This window comes from Shewanella sp. CAL98-MNA-CIBAN-0140, assembly GCF_040309905.1.
Lineage (GTDB): Bacteria > Pseudomonadota > Gammaproteobacteria > Enterobacterales > Shewanellaceae > Shewanella > Shewanella psychromarinicola.
In genome coordinates, this window is the sequence record NZ_JBEOPI010000026.1 from 49,350 (window position 1) to 65,095 (window position 15,746).

Below are 15,746 nucleotides of genomic sequence, written 5' to 3' on the forward strand. Positions count from 1 at the left end.
GAAAGACATGAGTTCAAGTAATAAATCCCAAATGAAGGGTGTAGTGATCGGTGCCGTAATTGGTGCTGTTGTAACATTAGGTGCCTATACTGCATTTGCGCCATCGGATCAGGCTAGTTCTGCGGGGGGTGAAAGTAGTGAACCTGCGAAGGAAAAACCTTTGTATTGGGTCGCGCCAATGGATGCTGATTATAAAAGTGATAAACCGGGTAAGTCGCCAATGGGTATGGAGCTGATCCCTTATTATGGCAATACTGGTTCTGGCCCTGATGAAGGAAAAGGCACCATTCGTATTTCCCCTGATGTTATTAATAACTTAGGGGTACGTACTGTCAATGCAGCATACCAACCATTGCATATGCAAATCGATACTGTGGGTTATGTTGCCTGGGATCAAGATGCTTTAGTCCATATTCACCCGCGAGTAGAGGGCTGGGTTGAAAAACTTTACGTTAAAGCAATTGGTGACCCGGTTAAAAAAGGTCAACCTCTATATGATATTTATTCGCCTGAATTAGTAAATGCCCAAGAAGAATTATTATTGGCATTAGATCGCAGCAACCAACGTTTGATCACCGCCGCGGAAAATCGTTTAGTTTCGTTACAGATCCCGAAATCAGCCATTATTCAATTAAAGAAAACCAAAAAAGTCCAACAGAATATTACTTTTTATGCGCCACAACAGGGTGTCGTGAAAAACTTAAAAATTCGTGAAGGTTTCTTTATCCAACCAGGCTCAACCATGATGTCGATTGGCGATTTAGCTGAGGTATGGGTTGAAGCGGAAGTATTTGAGCGCCAATCCGGACAAATAAAAATCGGTACTCCTGTAACCATGACGTTAGATTATTTGCCGAGTAAAAAATATAACCTTAATGTCGATTATATTTACCCAACCTTAGACCCTAAAACACGCACAATGAAAGTAAGGATCCGTGTAGACAATAAAAATGGCGACTTTAAACCCGATATGTTTGCACAAATTAGTCTGCACACCTCGGGTGATGAAAGTGCGCTATTAATTCCCAAAGAAGCCTTAGTGCGAACTGGGCACCAAGATCGGGTGGTATTAGCACTAGGTCAAGGTAGCTTTAAAGCCATTGAAGTTAACGTTGGCCGTTTTGATAGAGATAATGTGGAAATATTATCAGGCTTAGCCGCCGGTGAAAAAGTGGTTACCTCTGCACAATTCTTACTCGATTCAGAATCAAGCAAAACCTCTGACTTTAAGCGTATGAACCATGAACAAGCTAGCAAGGCTAGTAAGGACATGGAAGGTATCGATCATAGCTCAATGGAAGGTATGGTTCATAGCTCAATGGAAGGTATGGATCATAGCTCAATGGCCGGTAAGGATATGAAAAAACAGATACCTTCAGCCATGGTTAACGGTACCGTTAAATCAGTTATGGTTGCACACCGAATGGTGAATGTTGACCGAGAAGCTATTGTCGATTGGGATCGTCCTGCCGCTAATGTTGATTATATTGTCAGCGAAGATGTCGATATGACGTTATTTACCGAAGGTGCTTACGTGATGTTTACCTTTGAAATTCGAGAGGGTGACTTTGTTATTGTTAGCGCCATGGCAATGGCGGCACCTGAAGGTTCAGTTAACGAACAAGGCGAGGGTCAATAATGATAGCTAATATTATTCGCTGGTCTATTGCAAATAGATTTTTTGTGATGCTAGGCACATTGGTCATTATGGGGTTTGGCATATATTCAGTCAAAAACACCCCGATAGATGCCTTACCGGATCTGTCCGCTGTGCAAGTTATTGTCAAAACATCTTTTCCAGGCCAAGCGCCACAAGTGGTAGAAGATCAAGTCACTTATCCGTTAACAACGGCAATGTTGTCGGTGCCGGGTGCGGAAACGGTTCGAGGTTATTCATTCTTTGGTGACTCATATGTGTATGTTATTTTTGATGATGATACCGATATGTATTGGGCGCGTTCTCGGGTGCTTGAATATTTAAGCCAAGTAGCGCCAGATTTACCGGCGGCGGCTCGTCCACAACTAGGACCTGATGCCACCGGTGTAGGTTGGGTTTATTTATACTCGTTAGTGGATAGAACAGGTAAACATGATTTAAGCCAATTACGCTCTTTACAAGACTGGTTTTTAAAGTATGAACTACAAACGGTAGCGGGTGTTTCTGAAGTTAGTACTCTTGGCGGTATGGTTAAACAATACCAAGTACAAGTTAATCCGGATAAATTACGTGCCTTTGGTTTTTCGCTTTCTCATATTCAAAAAGCTATTAAACGTGGTAACCAAGAAATTGGTGCTTCGGTAATTGAAATGGCAGAAGCTGAATATATGCTGCGCGCTACCGGTTATATTGAAAGCGTTAAAGATTTAGAGAGTATTCCCTTAGGTGTTAACGATGATGGTACGCCAATATTGCTCAAAGATGTGGCAGACATTGGTACTGGTCCACAAATGCGCCGTGGTATTGCCGAACTTAATGGTGAAGGCGAAGTCGTTGGCGGCATTGTGGTCATGCGTTTTGGCGAAAATGCACAAGATGTTATCAACCGTGTTAAAGCAAAGCTTGAGAAATTAAAAAATGGTTTGCCTGAAGGGGTCGAAATTGTCCCCGTGTATGATCGTTCTTCATTGATCGAACGCGCAGTTAATAATTTAGGTTTTAAATTACTGGAAGAATTTGCAGTAGTTGCACTGGTTTGTATGGTGTTTTTATTTCATGTGCGCTCAGCATTAGTGGCCATTGTTAGTTTACCTATCGGTATTTTAATGGCCTTTATTGTTATGCATGCCCAAGGATTAAACGCCAATATTATGTCATTAGGGGGTATTGCCATTGCGATCGGTGCGATGGTTGATGGTGCTATTGTAATGATAGAAAATATGCATAAACATATGGAACGAACACCGCTCACTAAACAAAACCGATGGCAAATTGTAGCAGATTCGGCTGCGGAAGTTGGGCCAGCATTATTTTTCAGTTTGTTGATTATCACAGTCAGTTTTATGCCAATATTTACCTTAGAAGCACAAGAAGGTAAAATGTTTGCTCCATTAGCCTTTACTAAAACGTATGCGATGGCGGCTTCAGCGATTTTAGCTATTACCTTAGTGCCAGTATTAATGGGTTACTTTATTCGCGGTAAAGTGTTACCTGAGCATAAAAACCCGATAAATAGATTCTTGACTGCCATTTATATGCCGGCATTAAAAACCGTTTTGAATTTCCCTAAAACAGCCATATTTATTGCGCTGTTATTACTGGGTGTTGGTGCGTATCCGCTTGATAAAATTGGCAGTGAATTTATCCCTCCATTAGATGAAGGTGATATAATGTATATGCCAACCACCTATCCATCATTATCTATTGGTCAAGCACGGCAGTTACTACAGCAAACCGATAAGTTGATTAAAACGGTACCCGAAGTTAAAACCGTATTTGGTAAAATTGGTCGTGCCGAAACGGCAACAGACCCGGCACCGCTTACTATGATCGAAACCTTTATCCAATTAAAGCCGCATGAGGCGTGGCGAGAAGGCATGACGACAGCAAAATTGATCAAAGAGTTTGATGCTTTAGTTAAATTGCCAGGGTTAACCAATGCTTGGGTGATGCCGATTAAAACTCGTATCGATATGTTAGCAACGGGTATTAAAACCCCCGTGGGTATTAAAGTGGCTGGCGCTGATTTAAATGTTATTCAAGGCATAGGTAAACAGCTTGAAGAAATTTTAGCAAAGGTTCCTGGTACTGCCTCGGTTTATTCTGAGCGTGTTTCGGGTGGTCGCTATGTAAAAGTTGATATCCAACGAGAAAAAGCAGCGCGTTACGGTTTAAATATTGCTGATATTCAGCAAGTTGTTGCAACCGCTATTGGCGGCATGAATATATCACAGACCGTTGAAGGATTAGAGCGATATCCTATTAACCTACGTTATCCGCAAGATTACCGTAATTCACCTGAAAAATTAGCCGCTATGCCAATAGTCACACCCAGTGGCCAACGAATTCCGCTAGGTGATGTTGCCAACGTGTATGTTGAAGATGGCCCTCCAGCCATTAAAACTGAAAATGCCCGTTTAAATGGTTGGTCGTATGTTGACATTGAAGGCATTGATATCGGGACTTATGTTGAAAATGCACAAAAAGTGGTTAATGAAAAATTAGTATTGCCAGCAGGTTACTCAATCAAATGGGCGGGTCAATATGAATATATGCAACGTGCAAAAGCGAAATTAATGTATGTAGTACCGTTAACCTTAGCGCTTATCGTTTTCTTGCTTTACTTAAATTTCCGAAATGTAATTGAAGTATTGATGATTATGGGTACTTTGCCAATGGCAATGATCGGCAGTGTTTGGTTAATGTACATTGAAGGTTATAATTTTTCGGTGGCAGTCAGTGTTGGTTTTATCGCCCTGGCGGGGGTCACGGTTGAGATCGGGGTAATTATGTTAGTTTACCTAAATCTTTCGTACCGAGAGATGTTAAAAGATCACCAGGAAAAAGGGTTATCTACTAATCGTGATGATGTCTTTAAAGCGGTATTAGAGGGTGCAGCTTTGCGTATTCGCCCTATTATGATGACCGCGGCGGCCATTATTGCCGGCTTACTACCGATTTTATATGGTACAGGCACTGGTTCTAAGGTAATGAGTCGTATCGCTGCTCCTATGGTGGGCGGTATGGTAAGTTCGGTAATTTTAACCTTGTTAATACTGCCCGCGTTATTTTTCTTGTGGCGTGCTTCAGGATTAAAAAAAGCAGACTAGTGTAGGTGGGGGGTTAACCCCCACTTGGTTAAGATGTTAATAAATAACAGTCAATACCCGTCTACAATATTTTATAGGGGGGTATTTATTTACGTTATACCCAAGTGAATTTTAAAATACGTTGAGTTTATTTGGCTATAAAAATATTAAGGGCAAGGGCAAGGGCAAGGGAAATAGATGAGTGTCGGTCTCTTGAACAGATCATATAAGGACTGGCCTAACGCCAATATAGCTTTGGCTATCGGCTATCCAGCCACTCTTTCATACTATTTATCTGAGCCTTGCAAAATGTTATTCAAGCTCACGATGCCGGTCCTTGTTAGGTGATGAGTAGAATTGCCGCTCCAATGGTGGGCTGAATGGTCAGTGCAATAATACTGACTCTATTAATTGTTACTGTTGTGTTTTTTTATGGCGTCGTTATCAATTAAGCCATAAGCAAGGGTATTTTTTTGTTATACTCATCGTAATATAAATTATTGATTAAATTGATATTAAACTAATGTCGGCATATTGTGTTTGTAACGATTTTAATGATTATATTGAATAAGTTTACATTGCTTAAGCTAGCACGTTTCACTATGATCAATACAAAGTAATTGGAGAATCTATTTTGCATAAAGCTCGCTTAATCATGATGTTTGTCTTACTGACGTTTGTCGGTCAGACTTTTGCGTCTGTGATTGTGCCAGGTAATATGCCAATGAGCTCAATGACTTCTTCGAATATGCCTGTAGATAATGGCAATCCATGCCACGATGTTAGTATGCAAGTGGCTATGACAAGTGATAATGCTGATGATGATTGCTGCGCCCAAGCTTGTCATTGCACTGTCGGTTCATGCTTATCTGTTGGTTTAACGATGGCAATGCCAACCCTTAAATCATACGTCAACTTATTCAATTCTACTGCTATGTTTACCTCAGAACTTATGCCTCAGTATCGATCTTCTTTATATCGTCCTCCTATATTTGCCTAACATAGGCACAGTTATATCTTTTTATTGCTAACTGTCCTAACCAATCATGTGTTTTATATTTGTTTAACTATTATCGGTTAACAAACTGACATTGAACCGTGTTGTTTAATGTTACGAAATTTGATTTGGAGGCAATATTATGTCTGCTACATATCACAACTTAGTCGTGTTTTATCGTGTTATTGGATCTATTCTTATGATGCAAATAATGGGATTAACGTTATCTGTCCAGGCTGCGGAACTCGACACCACAGCCCCATTACTCACTGTCTATAAAGATGCCAATTGTGGCTGCTGTGAGAAATGGCTGACTCATATTAGTGAGCGCGGATTTAGTGTTAACGCCCACAATATTGACAACCTTTATGAGTTTAAACAATCAAAGGGTATTCCTACATCTATGCAATCTTGTCATACCGCAGTGTCATCTCAAGGTTATGTGTTTGAAGGCCATATTCCGGCAAAATTTATTAGTCGTTTTTTTGGCAACACCACCTAAAGATGCTATCGGCCTAACCGTGCCGGCTATGCCTGTGGGCAGTCCTGGTATGGAGTACCAAGATAAATTTATGCCATACCACGTTTTACTGATGAAAACTGATGGCAGTAGCCAAGTTTACGCCCAAGTGAATACTCTTGAGGAGTCTGTAAAATGAAATCTAAATATATGATAAAGCCAATTATTCAAACCATAGATAATGAACCTAACAATAGCCGACGCCGTTGAACGGTTAATTACTCAAAAGTTGATATTAACACCTGAGGTAGAAATTAATTTATTTGGTAATGATGACGCAGAGCTTGGGATCGGTTCTTGCGTATCAGATGTGAGCGCAGGATTACGACTGAGATACGAGAGTTTGCTCCTTATATCGGTATTGTTCGGCGTCAGAAACTCGGTATTAGCGCCGATTAGGCTCGAAATGAAGGGGAAGATACACAAGAAACACAGTTGGTTATTGGGTTTAAAGTTTGGTTTTAAGCCATTATTTAAGTACGTTTTTTCGATAGTTAAAACACAAAAGGAAATATTATGAAGTTATTTAACAGCGCATTAGTTGCAACCGGTCTATTTTTGAGCGGATCAGCATTGGCTCATGTCGGGTTGAGCGATTCTATGCCCGCTAACGGATCCATGGTGAGTCAGGCCCCAACAACACTTCAACTGACCTTTACTGCTCCCGTGCGTTTGGTCAAATTAACAATGCAAGATGAAAAGCAGCAAAGCATACCGCTAACATTACCATCAAGCGCGACCAGCCAAGAGGCGTTTTCATTCTCCCTACCAGCATTAAACGCAGCTAATTATACGGTTAACTGGATGATCATGGGTGACGACGGCCATAAGATGAAAGGCAACATGAGCTTTATGCTGCACAATGCTGGCATGAACACTCACAGTGCAACACCTATGTCGATGGATCACGACACAAAAGAGCATACTGAACATCAATAATTGGATACGTAAATCATGATATTAACCGTATTTGAAATATCGGTATTGATGTCAAAATGGGTTATATATCTTAGTGTTGCCGCCGTTATTGGCGGCACATTGATGCAACATCTCATTAAGGCTCAACCTAATCTCAGAATTAGCGTTGCTAAATATATCGGTTTAGGTGCCGCTTTTGGATTGTTGGCCGTTGGTATAAATTATTTTGCTCAAGTCGGTTCTTTTGCTGAAACAGGATTGATGGGAATGTTTGATGCGCAGATGCATGCTTTCCTATGGCCAACTCAAGTAGGTGACACAGTCTTTTGGCGTTTAATTGGTTTTGGTTCAATGCTATTAGCAAGCTGCAGGATGTTGAGTAAAAACAATAATATTAGACATTTGTCGGTTGCAATATCTATCATCAGCACCCTGTTAATTGCTATCACGTTCACTTTTATTGGACACAGTGCAGAACTGGGATTGATTGCCCAAGGGTTGATACTGATACATGTATTAGTTGTAGCAAGTTGGATAGGGGCTTTTTATCCGTTATGGAAACTATGCAATATCGATGACAACATCGTCATACAAAATGTCATGGATACATTTGGTCGTATAGGCATAGGGATTGTCATTCTAGTGTTGCTTTCAGGCATGGGAATGGTGTGGATGTTGTTTGATAGTCCCACTGAATTACTCAGTTCAGATTATGGTATAGCGGTCACCATCAAGCTAAGTTTAGTCGCTATAATTTTGCTTATTGCGGCTTGGCATAAATTTATTTTAGTGCCGAATTTAACTATTTTTACAGCACCACTCGCCAAACGAAAGCTACAAAAATCGATTGGATTAGAAGCATTAGTTGCCCTGATTATATTAGCCACAACAGCAATACTTTCGAGCGTGCTAGGTCCTATTAGCCTTGGATAATCGCTATAAATTAACAGAGAGATAATAATGAAAAATAGACCTGTAACAATATTATTAACGGGCTTGATATTACTTATATCGACAGGGAACAGCAACTTAACGTTTGCCCATGGTGATGAAACTCACGCCATTGAGAAAAGTGAGTTTGTCGGTGTTGATTCAGCTGCGGGTAAGGTCGTTAAACAGTTTCATAATGCCTTACAAACAGGGAATGAAACCCTTATTAGGCAATCATTAGCTGAAAACGTCCAAATTTTTGAGGGCGGCAAAGTAGAACGATCACTTGCTGATTACGCCAGTCATCACATGCATGCCGATATGGCTTACTTAAAAAGTTTATCGATTACGCTCAAAGAACATCGAGTTACCATAACGGGTGACATCGCTATTTCAACTGCAATCAGTCACGCACAAGGAGAATATAAAGGCAAAAGTGTTGACTCAATAACCATGGAAACCCTGGTATTAGTCAAACAAGTTGATGGTAGTTGGAAAATTACCCACGTGCACTGGTCGTAAAGGTACAGATTTCATTATGTAGATAAAGGATTATCTTGAGCTACTTTGTCGGTGCTCCCAAGCAAACCACAATGACTCATATTATGCTAAGGCATGATACTTTATGGAAAAGGACTTCCAATTTTTACTATTGATTTATAGTGACCTAATGTAAATGCGTTGGGATAATTATTCGCGTACGAATTTACTGATATACTCAAATTGAGTATACAAAATTAAGCGGATCACTATGATTAAACCAGAAGTTCCAAAGAATGAAGCAGAGCGATTACATGCGTTGAGAGCATTAAAAATTCTTGATTCTTCGCACGAAGAGCGTTTTGATCGTGTTACTCGTATGGCTAAACGTATGTTTAACGTATCCATTTCACTTGTTAGCTTTGTTGACGAAGATCGCCAATGGTTTAAATCCAAGCAGGGAATTGATGCTTCCGAAACGCCTCGCGATATATCCTTTTGTGGACATGCCATTAATCAAGATGGATTATTTATCATACCAGACGCTTCAAAAGATGAACGTTTTTTTGACAATCCTCTTGTTACAGATGCTCCAAACATTCGATTCTATGCCGGTTATCCTTTAAATCTTAGGCAAGGAATAAATATAGGTACTTTATGTCTTATTGATTCTAAACCTAAAATCCTTAATGAAGAAGACCAGCAGTTGCTTAAAGACTTAGGGACTATGATTGAGCAAGAAATTGAATCTATTCAACTTGCTACGTTGGATGAATTAACCTTGATTTCTAATAGGCGCGGTTTTTTGACTCTGGTTAATCATAGTTTAAAAATGTGTCGACGTAATAAAGTGCCAATGTCATTTATATTATTTGACCTAAACAAATTTAAGGCAATTAATGATGAGTATGGCCACCATGAAGGCGATTTTGTCTTAACCACGTTTGCAAACATAATGCTTGATTCATTCCGTGAATGTGACGTGATCGGTAGGCTGGGTGGAGACGAGTTTGTTGCGATGCTCAGTGACTCTGACGGGGTAAAGGCTGATTTAGCGTTAGCGCGATTTTCTGCCGCGGTGAAAAGGGTAAATGAAACCTTAAATAAGCCATACCAAATTGAGTACAGTGCAGGTGCAATGCATTTTGAACATGATACGGATAAGTCAATAGAAGAGATGATCCAAGATGCGGATGCAGCAATGTACGAAAACAAAAGAGGTAAGGTTGGATAGATTGATAGGGGCTCGTGACGATAAAACATATTTTATTGAACAATCATGTCTAGTCCATTTTATAAGCTCAGCAGACGAACCAACATCATTAATATGAAATGATATTGCTCTGCTGATCAGTCGAGTGCTGATCAGTAAATATTTAGTTCCAGGGTTATATCGTGACGTTAGAAATTTAATAGGGGGAGAGGCTATTATGCGTATATTTTGCTAATGAATATCGTTAAAGTAAATAATTCCTATCGGCGAATTGAGCGACGATGAACGAAATAATGGCATTACCTGTACTCTATTCTTTAAGAAATTGCCCCTACGCGATGCGGGCTAGATTGGCCATTTATGCATCTGGCCAACAAGTTCAGCTGCGCGACTTAGTGTTAAGTAATAAACCGACTGAGATGCTTAACCTTTCGCCTAAAGGTACAGTCCCTGTTTTAGTCACCGCAGATAACCTCGTCATTGATGAAAGTCTATCTATCATGCAGTGGGCATTTTCGCAAACAGACCCTGATGATTATCTTAATAAAGCAGCGCCGAACGCTATTACTGATATGTTGGCTGTTATTGCGCGATTTGATAATGAGTTTAAGGGACATTTAGAACAGTATCGCTGCGCTAAACGTTACCATGAGCCGTCACTCATTAAAGATAGGCAGCAGTGTGAACGATACCTTGCTGATCTAGAGTCACGCCTTTGCCTGCACTCATATTTAATGTCTGACACCCCCAGTTTAACTGATTTGGCATTAATGCCTTTTATTCGTCAGTTTGCCCGAGTAGAGCGGCAATGGTATTTACAATCTCCCTATCCAAAATTGCGCCAGTGGCTTAATCACTATTTACAGAGTCGAATGTTCAGCAAGGTGATGGCGCAATATCCAATGTGGTTAGACTCAAAAGAAGACGTTGTTTTTGGAGACAGTCTGTAGCGTTGGCTTGGTCATTTAATCAATAAATCAGGGCTCTATTGTTACAGACTCGTTATCAATGTCTTTGATATTGCCTAATCTATTTTGAATTGCAAAGTAAACGGATTTTGCAAGATAATGAATTAACATTTGCCTTTAGCCCGATTAACCATTTCATATCTTCAAACTTGGCATTAAATTGGATGTCAGCTAAAACGGTGATGAAGGATGGCAAGTGTTTGAAGTCAAGACTTTTGGATTAGAATAATGAACTGATGCGATCAACTCAATCTGTATACAACAGGCAGTATAATGATGAAGGGTATAACGCATATTTCATTGTTGAAGACCCCACCTGAGTGGGGTCTGCGATTCTCCTACATGGAAAGATCTTCACGCCATTCGTACAAGGCGTAGTGAGTCGACTCAAAATGGGATGCCCAACGTTCTAAAGTTTGTTTGGCTTTATCTTCGCTACCCAAATGCATTGCCAACATTTTGGCAAAACCAGTCTCAGGGGGCTCCATCTCGGCATAACTTTTATAAGGCACGGCTAACATAAGCACGCTGGCGCCACCAACACTAGACTCCCACGACCATGAATAAGGCCATTTTTGCACTTTTGCCGCCTCACTCAATATTTTTTTGTCTTCTTCCATTGCGCGCCAGTGACCTTGCTTCACCGTATAGTGCGTTACCCCCACATATTTATAGGTTAACTCATCTGCCCATTTACTATTGTCCATGTCCATCATCGAAAAATAGTGTTCATATTTATCGACTAATTTATCGACATTTTTTTGCCAATCGGTCATGGGATCTTTATCTTCACTCCACTGGCGATATTCGTCAAAACCTTGCCAGCCAAAGCAGCAAGAACGAATAACGTAACGGTCTAACTCATCTCCTAACACAGGCACATAAACGCGCCAGCTGCGAGGATCATTGAGTTCAGCTCGACGTGCCACATGTTTTTTGAAGGCCTGTTCAAATTCCATAGACTTTCCGTCTTTGGGCGTCATTATCCAAGAATCTGACAAGCTTTCTTTGGCCCACGCCAAAGGAGGCAGCAGCATGACCCCTACGATGAGGGCGATGAATAGAGATGGAAACCATCTTTTCTGTATATTCATTTGTTGGTTCCTTAAGAAGTTAATAACAGCAAAGCGAGTATCAATACGCAGCAGATTACAACTTTTGAAACGTATCCTGTCGATTAAAGATAGCAGGTTGAAAAATCACCAACCGGAGTGGGTTAGACTAAATTAATATAACTATGCTGAATTATGGAAGGATTGGTTATATGTTTTAATGTTATTGACCTATATGTTCTTAAGGACTGGTAGCGGAAATACGCTAGCCAAATTAGTTGCCACTTTTACCATTATTATTAATTTTTTAGCCGCGTTGTTAGGCCAAAATTCGCAAAAAAGTCAGCGAGCTCGCACAATTAAGTCCATTAATTAATGGTTGCTACTAGGCTGTTATTGAGTCGCACTAAAAATCAAATATATTGGTCATGGCACGGCTGTTTAATCCAGAACAGGCGATAGTGCTAGGATAATTTCCTGAGTTTACAAGATACGCATAGGAAGCTATTTATAAAGAGTAGCGATAACTCGTTGTAAATTAAAAATTCACAAATGCAATCAAAAACGGTTATCAAACGTCTGACTAATTGAAAGCAATATATTTTTGTATTGCTCACCGTGAAAGGGAAAACTCAAATGAATAAACAAGCAAGAGTAGCGAGCTCAATAGCAGGTATCTTAGCTTTAGGCATGTCAGTGACGGCGAATGCCGTTCCGGATCAACCTAAACAATGGGAAAAATGCGCAGGTATTGCAAAAGAAGGTAAAAATGACTGCGGTTCATTAGACGGCAAACATGGTTGTTCAGGCCAATCAACGGTTACTAATTCGGTTCAGGAATGGGTTTATGTACCCGAAGGAACGTGTGAAAAGATCACTGGCGGAATAGTGGCTAAAATAAAACCGGCTAAAACAGAAAAATCATAACATGATGCAATTACCAAAGGCTGCTGGCGTTGGACTAAGAACACCTCATTTAGATGTTGTAATAAGTGAGCGTCCAGTTATGCCTTGGTTCGAATTATTGGCTGACAATTGGCTAGCTAGTGGTGGTTTAGATAGTTACGTTTTGGCGCAAATCTCAGAGCGATATCCAATTGCATTACATGGCGTGAATTTATCGCTTGGTAGTCTCGACCCCTTGGATTTTGACTATCTTGGTAAAATTAAAGCACTCATATCAAAAACCGGTGCGTGCCACTATTCTGAACATTGCAGCTTTTCCGGTGTTGCCACATTACGCACTCCGGATTTATTACCAATGCCTTATACCCAAGAAGCTTGCGAGCATTTGTGTAACCGTATTCAAGTCGTTGAGGATTTTTTAGAACAAACCATCCTACTTGAAAATGTATCTGGGTATATCGAATGTCAACAGAGCATCATGACTGAAGGCGAGTTTATTTGCCAGGTTGTTCAGCAAGCTAATTGTGACTTATTACTTGATGTAAACAATCTATACGTAAACAGTGTTAATCATCAATTTGATCCGATCAGTTACTTACAACAATTACCTATAAACCGAATAAAGGAAATACATTTAGCCGGTTTTGAACGTAAAGACGGATTTTTACTCGATGGGCACAGTAGCCCAGTATCCAACGAAGTATGGGCATTATACAAGAAAGCTCTGGCATTAACGGGCCCGACACCAACACTCATTGAGTGGGATAACAATATCCCGGTTTGGTCGGTACTTATGTCCGAAAGAAACAAAGCTCAGTTATTGCTCGAAACAACCCCAAAGGTGCATGCATGACATTACAAGTATGGCAAGAGCAGCTAACTAGGTATGTGCAACCGAAAACGGACAATGCCCTGCAAGCTTCGCCTCAAATATTGACATCGACTTATGCTCAAAAACGCATGGAAACCTATCGTGGTAATTACACCTCGGGACTCGTGAATATGTTGTTTATTAGCTACCCTCAGGTTGCTAAGCTAGTCGGAAATAGTTGTTTTACCCAATTGGCGACCGATTTTGTTAAACAAACATCTTTTACGCAAGATAACATTGACCAATATGGGAATACCTTCCCTGATTTTATAGAATATTGCCTTACTCATCATAAAACACTAGCTTCAGTGCCGTATCTTGCCGATGTCGCACGATTAGATTGGATATGCATCCAGAGCTACTATGCAAAGCCGCGAGAGATTTTTCAGTTTGATGCCTTTGGACAACTATCGCAACAACAACAATTATTGTGTAAATTTAACTTGGTTGATGACATCAACCCACTTATCTCCGTGTGGCCACTAGTTGATTTGTGGCGATTTTATGACCAAGACTTGCCACTGGCTTCTATTTCTAAGGGACGAGGCGATCCTCTCGTTGTGCAACGGCCACAATACAAGCCCATGGTTTCCGCTATTACCAAAGATGATTTTTTATTACTTAAAGATATCGCCCAAGGTATTGCTCTAGATGATATTTCACAGCGTGATGAAACTGCCTTGCCGCGTTATATTGAGCAAGGCTGGATTGGTGGATTTTACCTATGACGATGCAACTGAGTCATGATGAATTACAACTGCTTTACCGCTATTGTTTGGCCCTAACAAATCACAATGCAGATGCTCATGATCTGTTGCAAAGTGCATTAGAAAAATGGGTAAAAAAAACCAGTGAGCAAACTTTAGGAATGGGTTACTTGAGGCGCATTATTCGTAACCAATTTATTGATGATTGCCGTCGTAAGAATAAGATCGTTTTTGCTGAGTTCAATGAAAATATCACCACCTTAGAATCTACGACTTCGTTCGAGCAAATCCTGATAGATAGTGACGATATAGAGCATTTACTTAAGAGTTTTAATGTGGCTGAGCGTGAAACACTTTTCCTTTCGGCGGTAATGGGATATACCGCCACTGAAATAGCTGAACAAACAAATGAGCCACGAAGTACGATACTTTCTAGGTTACACAGAATAAAGAAAAAAGCGGTCGTCATTGCAGATAAAAGCCTGCCCCCACAACAAGGAGAAAGCAAATGAAAAAATCCTTGAAGCAAGCAACAAAAGATCACTACAACCAGCAAAATTTAAGTGCGGCGCAGCTTGGCTCATTGAACGCGATATTATCCACATCAGAAAATAACAGTGAGAGAAATATAGATAGTCAATTATTTACGATTAAACATAGTAAGAAGCAGAGCCGTTGGCTAGCAATAGCCGCGACGTTTTTATTGGGAATAGCGGTCACTTTTTATATGCAGATTGAAAATTCGACTTATGGTGTGCAATTAGCGCAAGAAGTTGTGGCAAATCATGTTCGTTTACGACCGCTAGAAGTAAAAAGCGATAGTTTTGCAATAGTGAGTTCTTATTTTACTGAACTCGACTTTAATCCGGTTCAATCAGCAGCGACCGAGCTGAGCGGCATGACAATGTTGGGAGGACGATATTGCTCTATAAAAAGCGAGATTGCAGCGCAACTTCGCTATCAAGATAAACAAGGTAACATGTTAACACTCTACCAAGTCGGCTTTGACGCCGAAAAATTTGGTGATATTCCGGCTAAAGAAAGTGGCGAAAAACCAACAACATATAACGTTAAAGGTTTTCACGTAACACTATGGACTGAGAATGGATTGTTGATGGCCTTAGTGCAGCCACTATAAACAAGGTTAGTTTCCAAAATTGGTTTGAGGAATGTGAAGTTGTTAAAAGAAGGCCGTTGAGTGACTTTTCGATCAGCCTAAATACTGTGTCGTATTGAGTACCCGGCAAATCATTGAAGGTGAACATTCAATTCAATTCCAGTTATATACCGCGATGTAGAATATTACACTAAATGCATCACCAACGTTGCCAATCCAGTCTCAGACTTTACTGCTCGTTGACATCAAGACCCGCTAATCTATTTTGCATATAAAAAGGCTAGCGATAACGCTAGCCTTTTATTGGTATACCTAACCTCA

General features: G+C 40.3%; 17 protein-coding genes. 16 read left to right on the forward strand and 1 reads right to left on the reverse strand.

Annotated elements, in window-relative coordinates; translation table 11 throughout:
• The first annotated feature begins 7 nt into the window (after positions 1–7).
• The 11 genes from AAEY93_RS14085 (at position 8) to AAEY93_RS14135 (ending at position 10,754) form a co-directional block, all read left to right on the forward strand.
• Positions 8–1,639, forward strand: a complete 1,632-nt coding sequence (locus AAEY93_RS14085) for an efflux RND transporter periplasmic adaptor subunit (RefSeq protein ID WP_124013745.1) — start codon at positions 8–10, stop codon at positions 1,637–1,639.
• Positions 1,639–4,767 carry an efflux RND transporter permease subunit gene (locus AAEY93_RS14090; protein ID WP_335687721.1) on the forward strand — a complete coding sequence of 1,043 codons (3,129 nt, stop codon included), beginning with the start codon at positions 1,639–1,641 and terminating at the stop codon, positions 4,765–4,767. Before AAEY93_RS14085 ends, AAEY93_RS14090 begins: the two co-directional genes overlap by 1 nt.
• A 613-nt stretch (positions 4,768–5,380) precedes the next feature.
• Positions 5,381–5,746 carry a hypothetical protein gene (locus tag AAEY93_RS14095; RefSeq protein WP_233768524.1) on the forward strand — a complete coding sequence of 122 codons (366 nt, stop codon included), beginning with the start codon at positions 5,381–5,383 and terminating at the stop codon, positions 5,744–5,746.
• A 139-nt stretch (positions 5,747–5,885) separates the two neighbouring features.
• Positions 5,886–6,245 (forward strand): DUF411 domain-containing protein, encoded by a 360-nt coding sequence (locus AAEY93_RS14100; RefSeq protein ID WP_233768523.1) that lies wholly within the window; start codon positions 5,886–5,888, stop codon positions 6,243–6,245.
• A complete protein-coding gene (locus AAEY93_RS14105) occupies positions 6,229–6,402 on the forward strand; it encodes a DUF411 domain-containing protein (protein ID WP_233768522.1) in 174 nt (57 codons plus the stop codon). Before AAEY93_RS14100 ends, AAEY93_RS14105 begins: the two co-directional genes overlap by 17 nt.
• Before the next feature lie 42 nt (positions 6,403–6,444).
• Positions 6,445–6,783, forward strand: a complete 339-nt coding sequence (locus tag AAEY93_RS14110; RefSeq protein WP_233768521.1) for a copper resistance protein B — start codon at positions 6,445–6,447, stop codon at positions 6,781–6,783.
• Complete coding sequence (locus tag AAEY93_RS14115; protein WP_351077725.1) at positions 6,780–7,202, forward strand: copper resistance CopC family protein; 423 nt, start codon at positions 6,780–6,782, stop codon at positions 7,200–7,202. The genes AAEY93_RS14110 and AAEY93_RS14115 overlap by 4 nt, the downstream gene beginning before the upstream one ends.
• Before the next feature lie 15 nt (positions 7,203–7,217).
• Positions 7,218–8,114 carry a CopD family protein gene (locus AAEY93_RS14120; protein ID WP_351077728.1) on the forward strand — a complete coding sequence of 299 codons (897 nt, stop codon included), beginning with the start codon at positions 7,218–7,220 and terminating at the stop codon, positions 8,112–8,114.
• A 75-nt stretch (positions 8,115–8,189) separates the two neighbouring features.
• Entirely contained in the window at positions 8,190–8,633 is a 444-nt protein-coding gene (locus AAEY93_RS14125) for a YybH family protein (protein ID WP_124013753.1), read from the forward strand.
• A gap of 229 nt (positions 8,634–8,862) precedes the next feature.
• Complete coding sequence (locus AAEY93_RS14130) at positions 8,863–9,825, forward strand: sensor domain-containing diguanylate cyclase (RefSeq protein ID WP_124013740.1); 963 nt, start codon at positions 8,863–8,865, stop codon at positions 9,823–9,825.
• Positions 9,826–10,085: 260 nt separating this feature from the next.
• Positions 10,086–10,754 carry a glutathione S-transferase gene (locus AAEY93_RS14135; RefSeq protein ID WP_164839481.1) on the forward strand — a complete coding sequence of 223 codons (669 nt, stop codon included), beginning with the start codon at positions 10,086–10,088 and terminating at the stop codon, positions 10,752–10,754.
• A 356-nt stretch (positions 10,755–11,110) separates the two neighbouring features.
• On the opposite strand, the gene AAEY93_RS14140 is transcribed toward AAEY93_RS14135, so the two are convergent.
• The gene (locus AAEY93_RS14140) at positions 11,111–11,866 is read right to left on the reverse strand and encodes a hypothetical protein (protein ID WP_124013739.1); all 756 of its coding nucleotides are present in this window, start codon (positions 11,864–11,866) and stop codon (positions 11,111–11,113) included.
• Between the two features lie 594 nt (positions 11,867–12,460).
• Here AAEY93_RS14140 and AAEY93_RS14145 point away from each other — a divergent pair.
• From AAEY93_RS14145 to AAEY93_RS14165, 5 genes are read left to right on the forward strand one after another with little or no spacing between them, the layout of a single operon-like run.
• Complete coding sequence (locus AAEY93_RS14145) at positions 12,461–12,751, forward strand: BufA1 family periplasmic bufferin-type metallophore (RefSeq protein ID WP_124013738.1); 291 nt, start codon at positions 12,461–12,463, stop codon at positions 12,749–12,751.
• A gap of 1 nt (position 12,752) precedes the next feature.
• Positions 12,753–13,583, forward strand: coding sequence for an MNIO family bufferin maturase (bufB, locus tag AAEY93_RS14150; protein WP_351077734.1), 831 nt, complete (start codon positions 12,753–12,755; stop codon positions 13,581–13,583).
• Complete coding sequence (locus tag AAEY93_RS14155; protein ID WP_351077736.1) at positions 13,580–14,329, forward strand: HvfC/BufC family peptide modification chaperone; 750 nt, start codon at positions 13,580–13,582, stop codon at positions 14,327–14,329. The genes bufB and AAEY93_RS14155 overlap by 4 nt, the downstream gene beginning before the upstream one ends.
• Positions 14,326–14,820 carry an RNA polymerase sigma factor gene (locus tag AAEY93_RS14160; RefSeq protein WP_233768519.1) on the forward strand — a complete coding sequence of 165 codons (495 nt, stop codon included), beginning with the start codon at positions 14,326–14,328 and terminating at the stop codon, positions 14,818–14,820. Before AAEY93_RS14155 ends, AAEY93_RS14160 begins: the two co-directional genes overlap by 4 nt.
• Positions 14,817–15,446 carry a hypothetical protein gene (locus tag AAEY93_RS14165; RefSeq protein ID WP_124013734.1) on the forward strand — a complete coding sequence of 210 codons (630 nt, stop codon included), beginning with the start codon at positions 14,817–14,819 and terminating at the stop codon, positions 15,444–15,446. Before AAEY93_RS14160 ends, AAEY93_RS14165 begins: the two co-directional genes overlap by 4 nt.
• The last annotated feature ends 300 nt before the right edge of the window (positions 15,447–15,746 follow it).

Excerpts from the sequence above, each read along its gene's own strand:
- AAEY93_RS14130 (WP_124013740.1), top strand. The coding sequence starts at position 8,863 with ATGATTAAACCAGAAGTTCCAAAGAATGAAGCAGAGCGATTACATGCG.
- AAEY93_RS14090 (WP_335687721.1), top strand. The coding sequence starts at position 1,639 with ATGATAGCTAATATTATTCGCTGGTCTATTGCAAATAGATTTTTTGTG.
- AAEY93_RS14120 (WP_351077728.1), top strand. The coding sequence starts at position 7,218 with ATGATATTAACCGTATTTGAAATATCGGTATTGATGTCAAAATGGGTT.
- bufB (WP_351077734.1), top strand. The coding sequence starts at position 12,753 with ATGATGCAATTACCAAAGGCTGCTGGCGTTGGACTAAGAACACCTCAT.
- AAEY93_RS14140 (WP_124013739.1), bottom strand. The coding sequence starts at position 11,866 with ATGAATATACAGAAAAGATGGTTTCCATCTCTATTCATCGCCCTCATC.
- AAEY93_RS14145 (WP_124013738.1), top strand. The coding sequence starts at position 12,461 with ATGAATAAACAAGCAAGAGTAGCGAGCTCAATAGCAGGTATCTTAGCT.
- AAEY93_RS14085 (WP_124013745.1), top strand. The coding sequence starts at position 8 with ATGAGTTCAAGTAATAAATCCCAAATGAAGGGTGTAGTGATCGGTGCC.
- AAEY93_RS14135 (WP_164839481.1), top strand. The coding sequence starts at position 10,086 with ATGAACGAAATAATGGCATTACCTGTACTCTATTCTTTAAGAAATTGC.
- AAEY93_RS14100 (WP_233768523.1), top strand. The coding sequence starts at position 5,886 with ATGTCTGCTACATATCACAACTTAGTCGTGTTTTATCGTGTTATTGGA.
- AAEY93_RS14110 (WP_233768521.1), top strand. The coding sequence starts at position 6,445 with ATGAACCTAACAATAGCCGACGCCGTTGAACGGTTAATTACTCAAAAG.
- AAEY93_RS14160 (WP_233768519.1), top strand. The coding sequence starts at position 14,326 with ATGACGATGCAACTGAGTCATGATGAATTACAACTGCTTTACCGCTAT.
- AAEY93_RS14165 (WP_124013734.1), top strand. The coding sequence starts at position 14,817 with ATGAAAAAATCCTTGAAGCAAGCAACAAAAGATCACTACAACCAGCAA.
- AAEY93_RS14155 (WP_351077736.1), top strand. The coding sequence starts at position 13,580 with ATGACATTACAAGTATGGCAAGAGCAGCTAACTAGGTATGTGCAACCG.
- AAEY93_RS14115 (WP_351077725.1), top strand. The coding sequence starts at position 6,780 with ATGAAGTTATTTAACAGCGCATTAGTTGCAACCGGTCTATTTTTGAGC.